Source organism: Rhodovulum bhavnagarense, from assembly GCF_004343505.1.
Classification (GTDB): domain Bacteria; phylum Pseudomonadota; class Alphaproteobacteria; order Rhodobacterales; family Rhodobacteraceae; genus Rhodovulum; species Rhodovulum bhavnagarense.
On sequence record NZ_SLXU01000026.1, the window covers coordinates 1 to 18592 of the forward strand.

Consider the following 18592-nt stretch of genomic DNA (forward strand, 5'->3'; position numbering starts at 1 on the left):
GTCTCCATGGAGAAACTCCACCCCTGTCATCCAACAGGAAAGGACTCGCAGAACCGGAAAATCACAGGAAGGTGGGGACAGAACACCGTTTACGGACTTCTCCTCTCGTTATGGCATCGGCCCCCCCGAGTACATGATCGAAGGTCGTGCCCTTGTAGGATGTGATGCATTCTACAAATGCCTTGATCGCGGTGACTTGTGCTTCGGATGGGGTCCACTCTCCCTTGGCGATGCCGGTCAAGGCATTCCAATGGGGAAAACCCAAACGAGTAGCAATAAGGTCGAGCGCCACGTGCTGCGGCTGCCCCGTCGCCCTGGCATAGCGCTTCGCCAGAAGTTTCAACGTTTTGAGTTTGTCGTTGTCTGTCATGATCCATGTCCAAGCTGGATCCGACTAGGTGCCCGCTGCTAATCAGACCCGCCAATGGCATGAAGTCTGCTATTTGAAGTTGAAATCGTTGCAAAGCTTCGCGTGGCGGGCACACCGGCCTGCGAGTAAGGCCATACGCAACCTCTGCCATTTTCGAACGCAGGTCAACACGGATGAATTTCAGGCTTGGGAGCGCAGCAAATAAACGCCGTCTGCCCGAGAGAGTACCAGTTCGGCCGGTTTCCCTGTGACGGGTTGAGGGTTGGGAGAGTGGTGCCCGGCGCCTTTTGCGGGAGATACGCCGTACGGCTGCTCCGACAATTTGCCGCGGGTGCCACGCCGCGCTGCCGTGAGTTAGCTCTCCGTCCTGCGGGCCGGACAGGCGGCAACGTTGTGCTTGGCCGCACGGCATCTGAAAACGGCAGCGCAGTCCGCTCACCGGCCGCCCGATCTAGGGAACTGCTGGGCTTGAGCGCCAACGACCGCTTTAGGGAAGCTGTACCGCGGCGCGAGGTGCCACGACGAGCGGCAGACGAGGGCCGGACACAGGTAGATGATCACTTCTTTTGTGCGCTTCGAACTAGGAGGTGAAGCGTTTCGTTTTTACCATTCTTCCAAACGTTTCCGACCTGAAAGAATCCGACTTGCTGTAAAATTCCGTCCTTCATCGCAGGGTTACTTGTAGTGGCAAAAATGCCCTTTCCCTCAGCAAGTTCCAACGCGATCTCGACAAGTTTTCTTCCGATGCCGCGCTTCCCATGATCAGGCGAAACAGAAACATAACCCAACTCGTACGGATAGTCTTCGTGCAAGAGCGGTTGCCCTGCCTTGACGCCGCTTTCAAGACCGGACCGATATTGGTCCGAAGGTATCTTCAAGGCTGCCACACCAATCGCCTGTCCATCAGACTCAGCAAATATGAGCTTTGCACCAGGGCGATTTACTCCCTGCCTAACGAAGTATTCATCGACGGCACCACCTGACCGAACCAGTTCAGCGAAGATATCCACGTCATGCTTGGTTGCATCCTCGCTACTAAGAACCCTGTATTCCGTCATTTTGATCCAATTAGAAAATCCACTCTCATCCCAACTGTAGGTCGGATGTCCGCGTTGAGAAAGCTGCATCGCAGCGACGCTCACCCACGCAGATGGCAGCTTTCGGCCAATCGCGATGAAGTTCCGGACATCAGATCAGTGGCATGAAAGGCTCTCTGTCGCATCCGGTCACTTTTCCTCCGACCCTTCTATCCTAGTGAAGACGTACCCTGTCGTTGTGCTCCGCGTCGTTCTCTAGGCACTCCGACCCTCACATCTTGTCCAACCGCCCCTCGTCATCAACCACTTGGAGCGAACATCCCACTTCACCCCACTTCCAAAGAACCAGATTGAGGTCAGCATCCCCCGCACCCTTTGCGAAGCTTCGAACTAGCAAGCCAGCATAGCACTCGGCGATCAGGTCCCGCGCGAAGTCCTGCGATGGCACCCGCCGCCCCTCGAGCATGGCAAGACGCCAGCCGGGATCGGCCAACATCTCATTGGTCATTCCGCAGGCAGAGAGCTGTCCGGCCTCCCGCGTGTCGAACACGGGCGCGATATCAGCCCGGTAGGAGACGAGGATCGTCGGCTGCAGACTGCCCACCTGGTTGGCCTCGCGCAGCGCCGTGACCGGGTCAAGCGCGCAATAGAGCGCGGGTGTGCCTTTCGGGTTGAACCGCCCCCCATACAGTTCCGCCCCGCGCCCGGACAGGGGCATGCGGGCATAGACGGGGTTCAGAGCACGGTATAGCGGTCCACGATAGGCATCGCCGGTCAGCGCCATCAGGCAAAGACGCCCGCGTCCACCGCGTCGACGTATTCGAGCACCTGTTGCGCCTTGCCGTCCTGCACCAGTTGCATCGCGGTGCGTCCGTCGAATCCGGCCAGGGGCTCCGACCGGTACCAGGCATAGGCGATGAGTGCCGAGCCGAAACGCGGTTCGACCTTGTTCAGGATCTCCACAAGTTCCCGCAGGCGGCGCTGAGTCTTGTCCGAACCGATCCGGGTCCGGCGCTGCAAGGCGTCCTTGCCCAGTCCGACCGTCATCGCCACCTCTTCGGCAGAGGTGCGCAGCGCGGCTGCGATGCGGCGCGGCTCGAACTGTCCGGCTTCAGTGAAATTCGCGATCTGCATGGCGACGCTCCGACAGCAATACTGACGGTATATAGCGTTAAATCGACCGACAAACAAGTGTGCCTCCCTATCCGTCTTTTGGCTGCCAAGATGCTATGTGATCGTAGGATGTCATCGCCCCTCCCCTTCCGGCCGCCATCCGACCGGATCGGCGATCCAGCGGTCGATCTCGGATTCGCGCCAGCCTGCGCCGTGGATGGAGATGCGGAGCTGGGCGGGAAATGTGCCCTCGGAGATCTTGCGGTAGAGGGTCGAGCGGGACAGGCCGGTCCGCGCGAGGACGGTGCGGAGGCGGATGATGCGGTCGGGGTCGGGCATGGCTGGGCTGGCTCCTGCTGGGGTCGTGTGGGGGATACTGGTCCAGTCAGGCCGGGCCGGGATGAGAGGGCAAGAGCGTCCAGGTCGGCGTAGGGGCTTTGCGAACGCACGACGGTAGATCGGACGGGTGTCAGAGGCCCAGACCCCTACTCCGGCCGAGCTCGAGACCGTGGCTGAAGGCAAGTTCCTGGCCGAGTCGCCGTCCCATATCGCTGGAGATGCCGAGATCGCGCTTGCGGTTTGCGAGGAGGGACTCCAGCTGCGGATCGCGCTGCAGGCTTCGGGCCATGTCGGTCATCACCTTGCGGGATTCGTGGTAGCCCGTGTAATCGCCCGCGCGGTATTGCGCGCCGCTCCGGCGGTCCAGCTGCTGCCAGCGCTCGACGAAGCGGTCGGCGCGGGCACGGGGATCGGTGCGGAGCTCGGCCTCGAGCTGGAGGGCGCGGATAGCGCGGCCGAGCTGGCCCTTGGCAGCGTCCCGCGCGAGGGTCGGGTCCTTCAGGTAGGCGGCCTCGGCATCGCGCCAGCCATCGGGCCGCAGGGCCTCGAAGGCATCGCGTGCACGGTTGAGACTGCGCAGCTGCTCGGGGCTCGCCTTGTCGCCTTGGGCCAGTGTCTCGAAGACCTCATGAACCGCCTCGGCATGGCGGAGCATCGCGCGGGCACGGGCCGGGCGCAGCGCCGCCTCGCGGGCCTCGGCCAGATCATCCGGCTGCTGGCGCATCTCAGGTAGCTCGGACGCGTGAGCACCGAAGTCGATGCCCCGGCGGGCGGCGAAGTCCTCGACCGGATCGGCCCCGGCGTGGTCGAGCGCCATGTCCTTCGCCCGCTCGCGCCCGAGGATGCGGGCCAGCCGCTCGGGGCTCGCGAAGTCGTCGCGGCCGTAGTGCAGCTCCACCCCGTCGCGGTGCCGGGTGAGGGCCACGTAGCTGGCATGCGCATCGAGCCCGGGCGTCGCCAGCACATGGGCTCGGTCGACCGTCATGCCCTGCGCCTTGTGGATCGTGGCCGCGTAGCCATGGTCGATCCGGTCGTAGTCCTTCAGCTCGAAGCGGACGGCGCGGCCGTCATCGGTGCGCACGGTCATCGCCTGGCGGTCGAGGTCTGTGATTGTCCCCAGCGTGCCGTTCTTCACGCCGAGGCCGCGGTCGTTCTGCAGGAACATCACCCGGTCGCCGGTCGCGAAGTCTCTCTGGCCGCGCTCGACCGTCACGCGCACCTCCGAGCCCAGATCGCCCGCAGCCCGCATCCGGTCCCGCGCGGCGAGGTTCAGCGCGCGCACCTCGTCATTGGTATGCGTCAGGATGATGCGGCTGGCCTCGGGGTCGGCCTGCCGGTCGCGATCCCAGCCCTCGATCAGGGCCTCGCGCCCGGCTTCCCGGCTGGCCGCCGCATGGACATGGCCGTGGGTCTCGTAAGCCGCCAGCGCCGCCTCGGTCCGGCCCGTCGCCAGATCGCGCGTGGCCTCCCGCTGCCAGTCCTCACGCTGGCGCCGTACCTCGCCGATCCGCGCGCCACCATGGCGGTCGTGGAGCGACCGGAACGCCGCGCCCGCCTCGATAGATTGCAGTTGTTGCGGATCTCCAACCAGCACCACCTTGGCCCCGGCGTCGGAGGCCTGCGACAGCACCCGCTCGAGCTGGCGTGTGCCGACCATCCCGGCCTCGTCGATCACGAGGATGTCGCGCGGCGTCAGCACATCGCGCCCCTGCGCCCAGCCGTGCTCGAGGCTCGCGAGGGTGCGGGACCCGATCCCCGAGCCGCCCTCGAGATTCTCGGCCGCGATCCCCGAGAGCGCCGCGCCGTGGACACGGTAGCCCGCCGCCTCCCAGGCTTCGCGCGCCACGCCCAGCATCGCGCTTTTCCCCGTCCCGGCATGGCCGATGACGATGCCGAGGTCGCGCCCGTCTGTGACATGGGCGAGCGCCTCGGTCTGCTCGGCCGACAGGATCAGACCCCGCGCCTCGGCGCGCGCCAGTGCTTGGTCGCGGTCGCGGACGTCAACCGCATGGCGTTCCCGTTCCGCCATCGCCATACCCGCGCGATGCAGGCGCCGTTCGGCCTCCAGCATTTCGCGGATGGTGAAGCGCTCGTCGCCCCGCGCGTCCTGCCCCAGCGCCACAAGGTCGGGCGCGCGGCGCATGGCGCCCAGCACAGCGTCGAACTGGCCCGGCCCGTCGCTGTGGCGATGCGCGAAGGCGGTCATGTCGCGGCGGGTGAAGGTCGCCTGCTGCCGGGTGATCGCGTCGAGCGCGAGGCTCGGGTCAGCGATGATCCGGGTGCCGTTCTCGCGCGCGATGGACCGGTGCATCTCGGCGCGGTCGGCCTCTTCGCCGGCACCCACGATCCGCTGCGCGGGCGCGCCGATCTTGTCCTGCGGTTCCAGCGCGATGCCCTGCGCCTCGAGGCTGCGATGATCGATCCGCGCGTCGATATCGAGCTCGGCCAGCCGCGCATTGGCGACCTCCGCCCAACGCTCACGCCAGCGTTCGAGCAGGTCGGTGCGGTTCCACTCCCGCACCTTGGGGCCGAAGCCGTCCTCGTCCACCGAGCGCATCGTCAGCATGACATGGGCATGGGGTTTGGGCAGGCCGTCGTCGGTCCGGTCCCAATGCACGTTCAGATCGGCGATCATGCCGCGGTCGACGAACTCCGACTGCACGAAGTCGCACGCCAGCTCGATTGCCTGCACTTGCGTCAGCTCGCGCGGGAGCGCGAACTCCAATTCGCGGGCGAGTTGCGCATCACGGCGGACCTCGCAGGCCTCGACCTCGTTCCAGAGGCGTTCGCGATCCGACAGAGCCTCGGGCGCACCCTCGGGCAACAGCACTTCGGAATGCACGACGCCGCGCTTGGCGGTGAAGTCGTGGCTGCGCTCGATCCGCTCGTCGCGGAGCCGCGAGGCGGACCGGTAGGCGGCGGCGGCCACCGCGCTCGACCCGGACGAGCGTCCGATGACCTTCATGTGGAGGTGATAGATCGCCATGATGGGGCGATCTGTGCCACGGGCACCGCCACGTCGGAACGACGTATAAGCGCGCCCTCCCTCGAAAAATTCTCGGGCGGGACCGGGCCGTCCCGCGCTGTCCCGGCGACCTTGGAGCCTTTCGCGCGGGGTGCAGGTATCCTCATCGCATCAACGGTTCGAGGAGGATGACATGCGCAAACCACGGGATTTCGACGCGGAGTTGAAGGCGCTCGAGGACAAGGCGCGGGAGCTCAAGACGCGCAAGGTGCAGCAGTTGGGCGAACTGGTGATCGCCACAGGCGCCGACTCGCTGGCGCCCGAGGAACTGGCAGGCGCGCTGATCGTGCTGGCAGAGACGACGGATGCGGCGAAACGGGAGGCCTGGGCGAAGCGCGGGGCGGCGATGTTTCGCGGCAAGGCCAGGCGATCTGCTCCGGCGGATGGCGGCGACACTGGCCGCGCTGAGGCGAAACCGGGCAGCAGCCAACCGCCATCAGGCGGCCCGGGCGCGGCATGACCGGCGCGGCTGGAAGATGGACCGGCGCAAGCGCACACGGCAGCTGATCGAGCTCGGCGGGCTCATGAAGAAGGCGGGCATCGTCGAGATCACGGGCGACGACCGCACCCTGATCTTCGGCGCGCTTCTGTGGATGGCAGACCGGCTGGAGAGCGAAAAGAGCGATCACGCGCGGAAGGTATGGCGCGACTGGGGCCGCGCGGCGTTCGAGGTCGAAGCGAAGGAAAAAACCGGGAATTGAGCGAGCGCGCCAGCTTACCGTACCAGCTCCACGACCTCACCGCTCTTGCCCGTGGCGAAGCGCCCCCAGGCGTCCATCAATGCGCGGCGGCGGTCGAAAAGATCGGAGCGCGCATAGGCTCGCTCGACCTCGTTGCCGGTCGCATGCGACAGCGCGGCCTCGGCCACCTCGCGATCGGCATGGGCGCTCTCGCTGCACCAGTCGCGGAAGGTGGAGCGGAAGCCGTGCACCGTGAAACCTTCCGCACCCATGCGGCCCAAGAGCGGCTTGAAGGCCATCACGGAAAGGGGCTGCGCCTTGTGATCCTTGCCGCGCTTCGGGCTGGGGAAGACGTAGAACGGATCGAGGCCGCGGACCTTGTCGAGCACCGCCAGCGCCTCGGGCGAGAGAGGTACGCGATGGGGCAGCCCGCGCTTCATCCGTGCATCCGGAACCAGCCAGACCGCGTCCTCCAGATCGAACTCGGACCATTCCGCGCCCCGCACCTCACCGCTGCGCAGCGCCGTCAGGATCAGGAACTCGAGACACCGGGCCGAGACCGCTTCGCGCGCCGCAAGCTGCGCCATGAAGGCGGGCAATTCCCGCCAGGGCAGCGCCGCCATGTGCTCGGCCTTCCGCTTCACGGCGGGCAGCGCCTTCTTCAACCCCGCCACGGGGTTTTCGTGTGGATAGTACCCCGCCCCTTTCGCCCAGTCGAAGACGGCGGCGATGCGCTGTTTCACCCGCCGCGCGGTGTCGTGCTTCTTCGCCCAGATCGGATTCAGGATGGCGAGGACATCGGCCGAGGTTATGGACTGGATCGGACGCTTGCCGATCTTCGGGAAGGCATAAAGCTCCAGCGACCGCAGCCAGAGCTCCGCGTGACGGTCGCTCTTGAGGGTGCGGGAGAGCGAGGCGTGGTGACGCTTCGCGGCCTCCTCGAAGCTCAACTCCTCGCGTTTCCGGAGCAGGTCCGGGTCGCGCCCCGACCGGGCCTCGGTCCGCAACTTCCGCGCCTCTTCCCGGGCTTCGGCAAGGCTCATCCAGGCGAGGCTTCCCAGACCGAACTCCCGGCGTCTGCCATGCACGAGGGTGCGCAGGATCCAGGATTTGGCGCCGGTCGGACCGACCCGGAGGTAGAGCCCGTCGCCATCTCCATACATCCCCGGCTTGCGGGTTGCGGCGACGCGTTTGACCGACAGTTTTCCCATCCTTCTGCCCTCTCAGGCCTAAACTTCTGTCCCGCCATTTGTCCCACCACTCGGCATGAGAAATGGTGGGACAAATGGTGGGACAGAGTGAAATCGACTGGGACAGGTGAGGCCCCAAGTACGCTTTAAATATATGCTATAAAATGATTTTCTGCAACGGCGCGAGACGGTATGACGAAGGGATTATGTAGCCCTACGGGCTGCCATTTTTTATCACGTTTTAGCGTCCTTTCACTGGGTTGAGAGCCTCGTCTGCCCAACCCGTCGGAAAGGTCGGACAAGGTTTGTTCGGGTCTGGCCCCGGATACCTTCGCCCGCGCGCTATCGGCCATGCGTGCGCGGCTCGTCCTGTTCGTGTAGGTCGTGCCCTCTTTCGGGGGCGCGTGCGCCATGAAGGACATGACTTGGTGTTTCGTGCCGCCGCGCTGTGCGATGTGTGGTGCCTGAAGGTGCGATCTCGCACGTGTCACGCCCTCTGGTTTCTCGGCTTCGCCGGGCGGCACGAGTCTGGCCCGTTTGGCACGCCGGACCATCCCCTGATCGCATCATGGTCCCGGTCCGTTTCCCGGCGCGGGAGGTTCTAAGATATTGTTATAGAAGGAAATTTCAAGAGATACAGATAGCTGGCGCGCCGCCCGAAAACGGCGGCACGCTAGCGATCTTGTGGGTCTTTTCGCGCGGCGGGGCGGCTATTCGATACCGGCATTGCGGGCCATGATGGCGGCCTGCGTGCGGTTCTGGACGGACAGCTTGCGGAAGATTGCCTTGACATGGACCTTGACGGTCGCCTCGCTGACCTTGAGCATCTGGGCGATTGTCTTGTTGGTTTCGCCCCTTGCGACATGGCGCAAGACCTCGAATTCGCGCGGCAGCAACTTGTTGCGGATCGCGTTATCCGGTTCGGCGCGATCGGCGCGCGTGATGTAATCGGCGGGCAGGTAGGTCTCGCCCGCGCACATGAACCGTACCGCGTTTAGCAGCGACTTCGCCGGGAGCGATTTTGGCACGAACCCGGCGGCGCCGGCGGCGATTGCCTCTTCGGCCATGGTGAGGGACGCGTTGCCGGTCAGGATGCCAATGCGATGGGCTCCCTCGACCTGTTGTACGCGGCCCAGCCCCTCAAGGCCGTTCATGCCGGGCATCCCGACATCCAGGAGCACAAGGTCGTAGGGCCCATCGCGGGTGATCCTGTCGAGAGCAGTCTGCGTATCAGGGACGAGATCGGCCTCGATATCCTGTTCCTGCGCGAAAAGCAGTCCCAACGTATCGCGTAAAAGGTCGTGGTCGTCGGCAACGAGTACCTTCATTTCATCTCTCCGGTTTTCGCAAGGATTTCCCCGGACGCGCGGATCAGGTCGTGTTGCGAGATCGGCTTGCCCAGGACGGTGACAAAGGGGTCCGGCAACTCTGCGCCAGAGCGCATTTGCCAGTCGGGGACGGCGGTGATCAGAACCGTCGGCAGGGTCGGGGCATGGCGATGAACGGCCTTGGCCAGGTCGGCGCCGGTCATGGCGGGCATGTCGTAATCGGTCAGGATCATGTCCCAGGCGCCGGGGGCATCCTGAACCGCCGCAAGCGCGTCATGCGGATCGGTGCAGGCGGCGACCTCGGCCCCGGCCAGTTCCAGGAACTCAGCGATCACCCGCAGTACATCTGGGTTGTCGTCGACCGCCAGGATGCGGTGGCCGTCCAGTCGCCCGGTGATCGGGCCCGACGGCGCGGTGGGTTGCCCCAGCGTGTCCATGCCCTGCCTGAGCGGGAAAAAGACGGTGAACTCGCTGCCCTCGCCGGGCCGGGTGTCCAGGGCGACCGCCCCGCCATAACCAATAAGGATGTTCGACACCATCACCAGGCCCAGCCCGCTGCCCGCGTCCTGCTTGGTGGTAAAGGCGGGCTGAAAGATCTTGTTGACCAACCCGGGTGAAATGCCGGTGCCGGTATCGGCCACGCGGATCTGCACATGGTCCCGATCCGGCGGAATGCGCCCGACCATTGGGGGCGCGGTCCCCCTGTCGGGGCCGGGATGCGACAGCGAGACCACGATCCGCCTGTCGCGGCTGGCCGGGGCCGCGTTGATCGCGTCACGGGCATTGATCCCGAGGTTCAGCACGACCTGGATGATGTCGATCGCATTCGCCTGTGCGGGGACCGGCGTGTCGGGCAGGTCGCGGACCAGGGTGATGTCGGGGTCCAGGCTGGCCTCTAGAAGGTCACAGGCGTCGTCCAGGGGCTTGCGCAGATCGATCTGTCCACGCGGGACCGCGCGCCCCCCACGTTCGCGCAGTTGCGCCACCAGAGCGGTCCCGTGTTCGGCCGCGGCCAGGATGCGGGTCGCGTTTTCCTCGACCTTCACGCCGTCGCGCAACAGCGTCGCCGATCCCGAGATCGCGGCCAGCAGGTTGTTGAAATCATGCGCGATGCCACGCGTTGCCTGCGCCACGATCTCGCGTCGTTGGGCGATCTGCAAATCCTCGCGCAGGCGGGCCTGTTCCTGCATCTCGCGCTTGCGCCGGGTGATGTCGCGGTTGATGCAGATGATGCGGCCCTCGGGATCGCGCGTCAGGGTAAGTTCCTGGGCAAAGGTGCTGCCATCGGCACGCCGGGCGATGCTTTCGCCTTTCCAGACGCCGTCGCGGTGAAGGCTGGGCAATACGTTGGCCTCGAACTGACGGGCCTCTTCGGGGGGGTAGAGGTCGGACCAGTGCAGGCCAAGCAACGCCTCGGGCGTATCATGGCCGAATTGCCGGGCCTGGGCCGCATTGGCAAAGACCAGTCTCCCGTCCGGGTCGCTGATGGCAACGGCATCGTGGCTTTGGGACATGGCCGTGACGAGGTCGCGCAACTGTATCGCGGCCGCCTTTTGGTCCGATATATCGAGTGTGACGCCGGCCAGAACGGTGGGCTGCCCAGCATAATCGCGTTCCAGAACGCCGCCGCGGGCGAGCGCCCAGATCCAGTGCCCGTCGCGGTGGCGCAGGCGGAATTCCACCTCGCACCAGTCGGTTTGCCCAGAGCGCAGGCGGGAATGGGAGGCATGCACATGGGGAAGGTCGTCAGGGTGGATCAGCGCGTCGATCTTGTCCAGGGTGTCGGGTTGGTACGCTTGCGGATCAAAACCCATCATCTCGTACCAGATCGCGCTATGCCGGATGGTGCCGCTGGCAAGCTCGACCGACCAGATGCCTGCGCGGGCGCTGTCGACAATGTTTTGCAGGCGGCGTTCCAGCCGCTTCTTGTCGCTGATATCGACCGCGAACACGACCAGCAGGCGGGGCGTTCCATCCGGGTCATGCGCGGCAACCCCGCCACGTCCCCGCAGCCATACCCAGTGCCCGTCGCGGTGGCGCAGGCGGAATTCGACATCGAACTGGTCGCTCTCGCCGCGCTGACAAGCGTCATGCGCCGCCATCAGGCGGTCCGCGTCATCGGGGTGAAGGCGCTCCATCATCTGTGCGGCCTCGAGCTTTTGCCAGTTGGCCGGCTCTTCCCCGATCTTGCGTGCGAAATCGGGGCTTTGCGAACACAGGCCGGTTTTCAGATCCCGCGTCCAGGCCGCGAGCCTGGCCGCGCCGATCACCTGGTTCAACACTTTCGCGGCATCTGTTGTTCCGGATCCGCCGGTGGACATCTGCATCCGTTCCTCCCTCGCCGGGCGCCGAAATCGCGCCCGCCCCCCATTGCCGTTTCCCGGTGCCCTCATGACCGCCATGCCCCGCGCCGATGCGTCTGCGTCAAAGCTGGCCACGCGTTTCGCCGTTTCTTGACTTTGGGGGTATCGCCTTCATGAAAGTGTGGATTTCGCACAGGGCCTCAGGCTTGTTTCCCTTTCGGCATTTCGCCCGACATATTCGCGGTGTGCAATTCCATCATGAGGCGAGAAATTGGAGCAAATGCAGATATTTGACTATAAAGTGGTATCGCGATGTCGGGGGCCGTGCATATGGCCATGACCGCGGCGGCATCCGGTGTTGCGTCTAGGGCCTCAGTGCCAGCGTCAGCGCCCCGGCCGCGAGAGCCGCAGCATATACCGCCAGTACCCGCAGGCCCAGGTCGCGCCCCCCGACCACCAGCGCCATGGCACCTTTGACTGTGGTGTTGACCGCCACCGCAAGCACGATGGCCCCCGAAGCAGCCTGGGACGAAAGATCCCCCCGGCTGAGCTGGGCGACAGAAATCGTCAGCGCATCCACATCGGTCAGCCCCGACACCGCCGCCGCGGCATAGACCCCGCTTTCGCCGAACCATTGGCGCAGGTAATGGGTCCCCAGTATCACCACCACGAGAACGATGCCAAATGACAGCGCCGTGCCCAGGGCCAGCGGGTTCGACAGCTCGTCAAGCCCGGTCGGGGTCTTTTTTTGCCGGCCCGCAGAAAGGGCCAGCAGCCCCGCCCCCGCGATCCCCGTCGCGGCCATGGTTCCCAGTGGCAGGGCAAGTGCCCCCAGAAGGCCGGGCGCAAAGATCGTGGCCACCACCATGACCCGCAGAAAGGTTACCGCCCCGGCCAGAACGATCCCCACCGACAAGAGCGGTGCCAGCCGCGCATCATCCCGCACCAGCCGCGCCAGCGCCAGCGTCGTCGAGGTCGAGGAGGCAAGCCCCCCCAACAGACCGGTGATCACCGCGCCCAGCCCCGCGCCCGCGACCCGCATCGCCCCGTAGCCCAGAAAGGACAGCCCCGCCACGATGACCACTGCCCACCAAAGGTCATGGGGGTTCAGGGCCTGGCCCGGACCGAACCCTTGCCGGGGCAGAACCGGCAGGATCACAACCGATATGACGGCCAGTTGTACCAGCGCGGCAAGCTCGAACCGTCGGATCTGCGCCACCCAGCCATGCAGTATCCGCTTGAGCGACAACAGCGCGGTGGCCACCACCGCCGAGGCCGCCGCCGCGGCCATGTCGCCCAGCACTGCCGCCGCGCCGAGGACAAAGGCCAACAGCATCGCGACCTCGGTCGTCAAGCCCAGGTCGTCATCGGCGCGCAGTTGCGCCCAGTAGGTCACCGCGACCAGCGCCGCCAGCCCCAGAAAGGCAAGGCCCAGAAAGACCGGGCCCGTGGCGGTGCCAAGCCAGGCGCAGATCCCCCCCAAAAGCCCGGTCAACGCGAATGTGCGCAGCCCCGCGATGCGGGTGCCTTCGGCCTCGTCACGCGCCTGCCAGCCGCGTTCCAGCCCGAACAACAACCCGATCGCCAGCGCCAGCCCGAGTCTGCGGAACAGTTCGATCTCTTCCATCGTCACCAGTCTTGGCCCAAGCGGGGCGACTTGGCCAGCGCCATGCCACCATCCGGGCCGTCGGAGCAGATGCGCTGGTGGGGGGAAGAGATCGGGCGGAATACTAAAACGGATGCATCTCAACCGTCATTTCACGCCGGAACGATGCCTTTGGTGGACAAGTTTCGATGGACTGTCGCAACAGCGAGGGCTTTCCCCTCTCAAGCTGGGACAAGGCATCTGATCTTGTCCGCGCCCATGCAATCGTAGGGGCGTTGCACGGCCGGCGGCGACTTACCCATGCCCTTTGGGTGTCTCCGCGGCCAGACGTTCGCTCGTGGTCAGGCCTGGCAAGGCAAGACGATGCTCATCGGAAGATACATCGAACAAGGATAATCCCTTGGCGTAAATTGCATGACCGACATAGGCATCTTCCAGTCCGACGGCCCGCATCGCGAAAAATGCCTTCATCGCGAGATACATGTAGGCGCAGGCGGCCATCCCGTCGCGGCCCAGCACATAGCCGTAGCCGCCAGCGGCATAATTTTGCGGCAGCGGGTATTGATATCCTTTTTCCTCGATCTCGGGGTCGGCGCATTTCGAGATATGCCAGCCATGCCATTGGGTGTGATGCTTGGCAGCCCCGACACGCCGTCCGGCATACGGGGCGCCGTTTTCGGCCACGCGGCAAAGCGTTTGGCGAAACGTGTCCGCATCGTTCAGGCGGCTGTTGTCGTCGAGTTTGACAAGCCAATCCGGCTCGGCGACCAGATGCACCAGCATTACCGCGTAGAACACCTTGCGATGCAGGCTTTCGTAATTGTCGGGTACGGGTACGCGCAAATGGCCCCGGTCATAGTCAAGTGTCAGCGGCGTGTGGTCCTCGTCGGTCCCCGGAACGCATCCGGTGACCATGATATGATGATAACCCGGCCCGAGCGACGCAAAGGACGCGATCGAGTCGCGTGATCGCGCCATCCGGGGCAGGCAGCTGAGGTGCAGGATGACCGTCTTTCCGTCGCAATCGCGCCGCAGCCGATCTGCCGCCTCTGGATAGGTTAACGACAGGAGTTCGCCGAGGAACCCGTTGAAACCGCTATTGGCGGGAAAAAGAGAATAGATATCACGCAGCTGCGAGAAATCTCGGCACAGCTTTTGCGGCGTGGCACCGTCGCACAGCCGTTCCAGCCGCTCGACATGCCGCCGCGGACCGTTCGTGCAGAACTTCAGGTTGTAATAAAGCGGACGATTCTTGCGCTCGGGGCGGGGAACCCGGTCGATCAGATGCGATTGCGACAGCATCAGGTCGCGAGACATCGTTTGTCCGGTATGCAGCAGGTCTTCGGCGGCGCGTTGCAGGCGCTGCGCCTCGGGCTGCCGGTCGGGGCCGGACACAAGGTCGCGCAGCCGATGCTCTTCGAACAGGCGACCGGCGAAAAACCCGATATCTGCCTCTTCGCGCGTCAGCGCCAACTCGGCCCAGAAGGCATCCAGCCCGGCGCCGTCGCTCTTGTCGTAATGCGCGCGCCAGGTCGCGCCAACACATTTCGGCAGCTTGTCGTTGCGGGCATAGGCGGCGCCGCCCAGGCGGATTTTCTGCTTGTAATGGTCCAGCGTGCGGTACGGGAAATGCAGGATGGACATGCTGTCGCCGGCGGGTTGTGTCGCACCGTTCAGGCCGGCGATATCGTGATTGCCCTGTGTCACCCGCACCTCTGGCGAGGCGCGATGCGCGCATTTCCCCGGCAGGGGCTTGCCCAGCGCGTTCACGCTGTCGCGTTCGAACAGCACGCTGTCACGCGGATGCGCCCGTGCCGATAGCGGATCGCCCCCCTCGATGATCACCGCCGCGTTATGGCGCCCCACGCTCAGCGCGGCCACATCCCGCGGCACCCCGGCGAAAAGCTGCTTCAGATCGCCCCCGCGCGGCAGCCAGAATTCATCGGCATCGTTGTTGATCACCCAGTCCGCCGCGTGGTGCGTGGCGGCGCGGCGGGCCATTTCGGTGACCCATTCGGCCTGGCTGTAATCGTCTTGCGGCTGGAACAGGTAGTCGATCTCGTATTCGCGCCCCAGCGCCTGCACGATCGCGGCGGTGTCGTCGCTCGACAGGTTGTCCATCACGATGAACACGTCGACGCCCAGCGCGGCATGGGCGCGGATCACGTCCTCGATGATATCCGCCTCGTTGCGGACCAGCAGGGTCATGGCGATCTTGACGGGCATGGCGCGTGCTCCTCAGGGGGCCTTGCCCGGCCACCGGCCCGGTTGCAGATGCGTCAGCCTCTCGCCCAGGACCTCGGCGCACAGCGCCCCGTCATAGGGCCGCCCCAGCGCCTCGAATACCGGGCGCAGCGCCTGCGCATCCCCCGCGTAATCGTCATACCGCACCTGCCAGCACAGGCCCGGATTCGCCGCCGCGTACTCGGCAAACAGGCGATCCGCCGCCGCCAGCGTTTCGCGCACCCAGCCGGGGTCGCAATCGCGCCACCACCCCGATTGCGCCACCGCCGCATGGTCGCGCGTGTTAAAGATGAATCGGCTATCGGCAAAAAACCGCCGCAGAAATTCCAGGTGCCGGCCGAAAAACGCCGCGTCCTGGTGCCAGCGGATTTCCTTGAACCCCGCGATTTCCGTGCCCGGCGGCACCGCCAGCACCCGTTCGGCCAGCACATGCGCCAGGTCACGGCCCAGCCCGTCGGGGTCGACCTGTTCGCTGCCATACCACGGATGCGTCGGTCCCAGGGTATTGCCCTTGCGCCGGTGCGATTGCGTCGCCTCGTTCTCGGCCAGCCCCGCCCAGGCCCGCGCCAGGTGATACGACAGGTTGTGATTCTCGCCCCGGATGCACACCCCCGGCAGCCGGTTCATCAGGTGTTGCAACACTGTCGATCCCGACCGCCCATAGGTCACCACGAAAACATGGCGCACGGGACGCGCATGTTCGGGGCGCGCATGTTCGGGCCGCGCATGGTCGGGGCGGCCAGGTGCGGGGCTATCGGGGCGGGAAAGATCGGTCATCGGCGCGCTCCTGAGGCTGGCACAGCTATGCCACCCCGCGCGCCGGGGAACAAGCATCCCGCCCCAACCGTCAACACCCCCCGCCAACACCCCCGCCAACACCCCTGTCAAGGCCGCCTTTCCCGACCCGCGCCCCCGCCAAACTGTGGCCCCCGCGCCACATGTCCCTTTCGCCAGGCGCCCGCCCGCCCATTTGCCACCTCTCCCCTTGATCGGGCTGGGGAAAAAGGCTCTATTGACCGCGCGAAAAGGCGCACGATCCACGGGGCAGGGGGCGACGATTCGGCAAACGGCGCGGCCGGGTCATATCCGCCGCGCGGCACATGCCGGCGGGCCATTCCTGTTGACAGGGGGCGGTACCGGCTGATAGCCGAAATGCCATACCCCTTCCGCGGGCGCGCGCTTTGCGGTACTATATACACGGTTCTCAAGCAGGAGACTGAGACATGGCAACATTTGAGATCACGGCCGCCAACGCGACCGTCGTTGGCACGCTGGGTGACGACACCCTCGTTTACGGTGATAACAGCGTAAAGCCTCTTGACGGTTTCTCGTTCGACGGTCGCGGTGGCAACGACACGGTCGATTTCTCGACGAATAACAACTATATCCTCGTTCCGGCTGCTGAAACAAGCGGTCTCACCGACGTCCCCGAGACTCTTGAATACGACGCGTCGACGCAGACGATGACCATCGATTTTCGTGGTACGCCCGCGGAGTCGACCCTCGTCTCTGTCGAAACCCTGATCCTGGACAACGGTACGCTTGATTTCACCGGCGAAATCGCGGGTCAGTACCTCGCGGGCGATGTCACGACCGGGACCTACAATGGCGGTCCTGTAGAGTTTGATCTTGACCGCGATGATACCCTAGGGACGACGGGGACCTACGACTCCGAAATCTACCAGACCGTTGCGGTCGAGGGTGAGGATGATCTTTACACCCTCGAAGTGGTCGGGCTGTCCAGCGGTGGCTCTTGGGTCGTCTCGGCCGTCAACGGTCAGGCTATTGATGCCACCGGCGTCGTCTTGCTGGACGAGGGGTCGGTCAACGTTAGCCCCGCGCCGGACATGCAAGGGCAAAGCGGTCTCGAAGTAACGGACGCTTTCGCCTTCTACGCCAGCAAGGTGTTCGTCGATGGCATCGCCTACGGTGAAACCGAGTCGGTGACGTTCAACGTGACCTTCATGGATAGCGGTGACGCCGAAAACACCGTCACCATCCCCTACACCGTCCTGGTCGAGGGCGGCGCTGGCCCGGACTTCACCACCGGCAACGATTTCCGTCCGAATTTCGACGCGACCGAGGGTGTCGCCGACGCGCTGGCCGGCGATGACTTCGTCAGCGGCAGCGCTGGTGATGACATGATTTTCGGCAATGACGGCAATGACCGCATCTTTGCCGGTGCCGACGATCTGGGTGGCGATAACGATGGTAACGGCATCAACGACATGTTCGCCGGTGGCGATGGCGATGACGTGATCGGCGGTGGCGCCGGTAACGACATCCTGATCGGTGACTCGGTCAACTCGGTCAACTTTGTCGACGTCGACTCCACTGATAGCGATATCGTGCTCGGCGACGTCGATACCGATGACGGCAATGACATCATCTATGGTGGCACCGGCAACGACTGGATCGTGACCGGTAACCTCGACGGCAACAATCCGTTTGAGAATAGCAATGGTGACGACGTAACGGACCGCGGCCTCTTGCAGACGAACTTCGAGGCCGTTGTTCATGGCGAAGGCAACGACACCGTCTGGGCCGGCGAGGGCGACGACAACATCTTTGGCGACGATGGCGACGATGTGCTCGGTGGCGGCGATGGCAATGACTACGTCAACGCAGGCGCCGGCAACGACACCGTCTATGCCTCGACCGGGGATGATACCGTGAAGGGTGGCGATGGCGACGACATCGTCTTTGGCGGCGAAGGCAACGACTCGATCGAGGGCGGTGCCGGGACCGACACCCTGTACGGTGGTGCCGGTGACGACTCCCTGACGGGCGGTGCCGGGGCCGACATGCTCTATGCTGGCGGCGGCAACGACGCACTGACGGGCGGCACGGGCGTCGACACCTTCTACTTCAACACCGCAGAAGGTGAAAACACCATCACCGACTTCAACACCGAAGAAGACAAGATCGATGTCAGCGAGTTCGACCTCACCTGGGCCGATGTTCAGAACTCGGCCTACCAGGTCGGTGACGACTCCTACATCGCCCTTTCCGACGATGTGACGGTCATCCTGAGCGGCGTCGGTCTGGATGCGTTCGGCGAAGGCGACTTCATCTTCTGATCGACATATGCCATGTCATGGAAAGGGCCCCCTCGGGGGCCCTTTTCAATTGCGCCCCCCGCCCTGGATGTGACAGGGGGTAAGGGTGTGCCGGGCATGGGGCGCCGCGGCCGGAGGGGAACGTGCGACGATCGAAACTTGACGGTGGATTTCGGGAATTGCGGGTGGCGCGGGGTGCGTCGCGGCGGTTGTTTGGCGCGATTTTCCTGTTCAGCATCTTTGTCAACCTCCTGATGCTGACCGGGCCCTTGTTCATGCTCCAGGTCTATGACCGCGT

Annotated in this window: 15 protein-coding genes; 3 read left to right on the plus strand and 12 right to left on the minus strand. The window is 64.7% G+C overall.

Annotation, left to right across the window (positions count from 1 at the left end; genetic code table 11):
* Positions 1–61 precede the first annotated feature (61 nt).
* The 6 genes from EV663_RS14835 to traA all read right to left on the minus strand — a co-directional run bounded on the left by EV663_RS14835 (position 62) and on the right by traA (position 5845).
* Positions 62–370, minus strand: coding sequence for a hypothetical protein (locus tag EV663_RS14835; protein ID WP_132953218.1), 309 nt, complete (start codon positions 368–370; stop codon positions 62–64).
* Between the two features lie 557 nt (positions 371–927).
* A complete protein-coding gene (locus EV663_RS14840; RefSeq protein WP_132953220.1) occupies positions 928–1497 on the minus strand; it encodes a GNAT family N-acetyltransferase in 570 nt (189 codons plus the stop codon).
* A 181-nt stretch (positions 1498–1678) separates the two neighbouring features.
* Entirely contained in the window at positions 1679–2191 is a 513-nt protein-coding gene (locus EV663_RS14845) for an RES family NAD+ phosphorylase (RefSeq protein ID WP_132953222.1), read from the minus strand.
* Complete coding sequence (locus EV663_RS14850; RefSeq protein ID WP_132953224.1) at positions 2191–2541, minus strand: MbcA/ParS/Xre antitoxin family protein; 351 nt, start codon at positions 2539–2541, stop codon at positions 2191–2193. The genes EV663_RS14845 and EV663_RS14850 overlap by 1 nt, the downstream gene beginning before the upstream one ends.
* A 111-nt stretch (positions 2542–2652) precedes the next feature.
* A complete protein-coding gene (locus EV663_RS14855) occupies positions 2653–2859 on the minus strand; it encodes a helix-turn-helix transcriptional regulator (RefSeq protein WP_132953226.1) in 207 nt (68 codons plus the stop codon).
* Positions 2860–2989: 130 nt separating this feature from the next.
* A complete protein-coding gene (gene traA / locus EV663_RS14860) occupies positions 2990–5845 on the minus strand; it encodes a Ti-type conjugative transfer relaxase TraA (RefSeq protein ID WP_132953228.1) in 2856 nt (951 codons plus the stop codon).
* Between the two features lie 172 nt (positions 5846–6017).
* On the opposite strand from traA, the gene EV663_RS14865 reads away from it, so the two are divergent.
* Both EV663_RS14865 and EV663_RS14870 read left to right on the plus strand, forming a co-directional pair.
* Positions 6018–6344, plus strand: coding sequence for a conjugal transfer protein TraD (locus EV663_RS14865; RefSeq protein ID WP_132953230.1), 327 nt, complete (start codon positions 6018–6020; stop codon positions 6342–6344).
* Between the two features lie 16 nt (positions 6345–6360).
* A complete protein-coding gene (locus EV663_RS14870) occupies positions 6361–6585 on the plus strand; it encodes a conjugal transfer protein TraD (protein WP_243697985.1) in 225 nt (74 codons plus the stop codon).
* A gap of 14 nt (positions 6586–6599) precedes the next feature.
* Here the strand turns inward: EV663_RS14870 and EV663_RS14875 are convergent, their stop codons facing one another.
* The 6 genes from EV663_RS14875 to EV663_RS14900 form a co-directional block, all read right to left on the minus strand.
* A complete protein-coding gene (locus EV663_RS14875; RefSeq protein ID WP_132953234.1) occupies positions 6600–7775 on the minus strand; it encodes a tyrosine-type recombinase/integrase in 1176 nt (391 codons plus the stop codon).
* Between the two features lie 689 nt (positions 7776–8464).
* Positions 8465–9082 carry a response regulator transcription factor gene (locus tag EV663_RS14880; RefSeq protein WP_132953236.1) on the minus strand — a complete coding sequence of 206 codons (618 nt, stop codon included), beginning with the start codon at positions 9080–9082 and terminating at the stop codon, positions 8465–8467.
* Positions 9079–11409 (minus strand): hybrid sensor histidine kinase/response regulator, encoded by a 2331-nt coding sequence (locus tag EV663_RS14885; protein WP_165910214.1) that lies wholly within the window; start codon positions 11407–11409, stop codon positions 9079–9081. Before EV663_RS14885 ends, EV663_RS14880 begins: the two co-directional genes overlap by 4 nt.
* Before the next feature lie 340 nt (positions 11410–11749).
* The gene (locus tag EV663_RS14890) at positions 11750–13012 is read right to left on the minus strand and encodes an MgtC/SapB family protein (protein WP_132953240.1); all 1263 of its coding nucleotides are present in this window, start codon (positions 13010–13012) and stop codon (positions 11750–11752) included.
* Positions 13013–13285: 273 nt separating this feature from the next.
* A complete protein-coding gene (locus tag EV663_RS14895; protein WP_132953242.1) occupies positions 13286–15217 on the minus strand; it encodes a glycosyltransferase family 2 protein in 1932 nt (643 codons plus the stop codon).
* A gap of 12 nt (positions 15218–15229) precedes the next feature.
* Positions 15230–16012, minus strand: a complete 783-nt coding sequence (locus tag EV663_RS14900; protein ID WP_165910215.1) for a sulfotransferase — start codon at positions 16010–16012, stop codon at positions 15230–15232.
* A gap of 446 nt (positions 16013–16458) precedes the next feature.
* Here EV663_RS14900 and EV663_RS14905 point away from each other — a divergent pair, with 446 nt between their 5' ends.
* Positions 16459–18315, plus strand: a complete 1857-nt coding sequence (locus EV663_RS14905) for a calcium-binding protein (RefSeq protein WP_132953246.1) — start codon at positions 16459–16461, stop codon at positions 18313–18315.
* Positions 18316–18592: the final 277 nt, after the last annotated feature.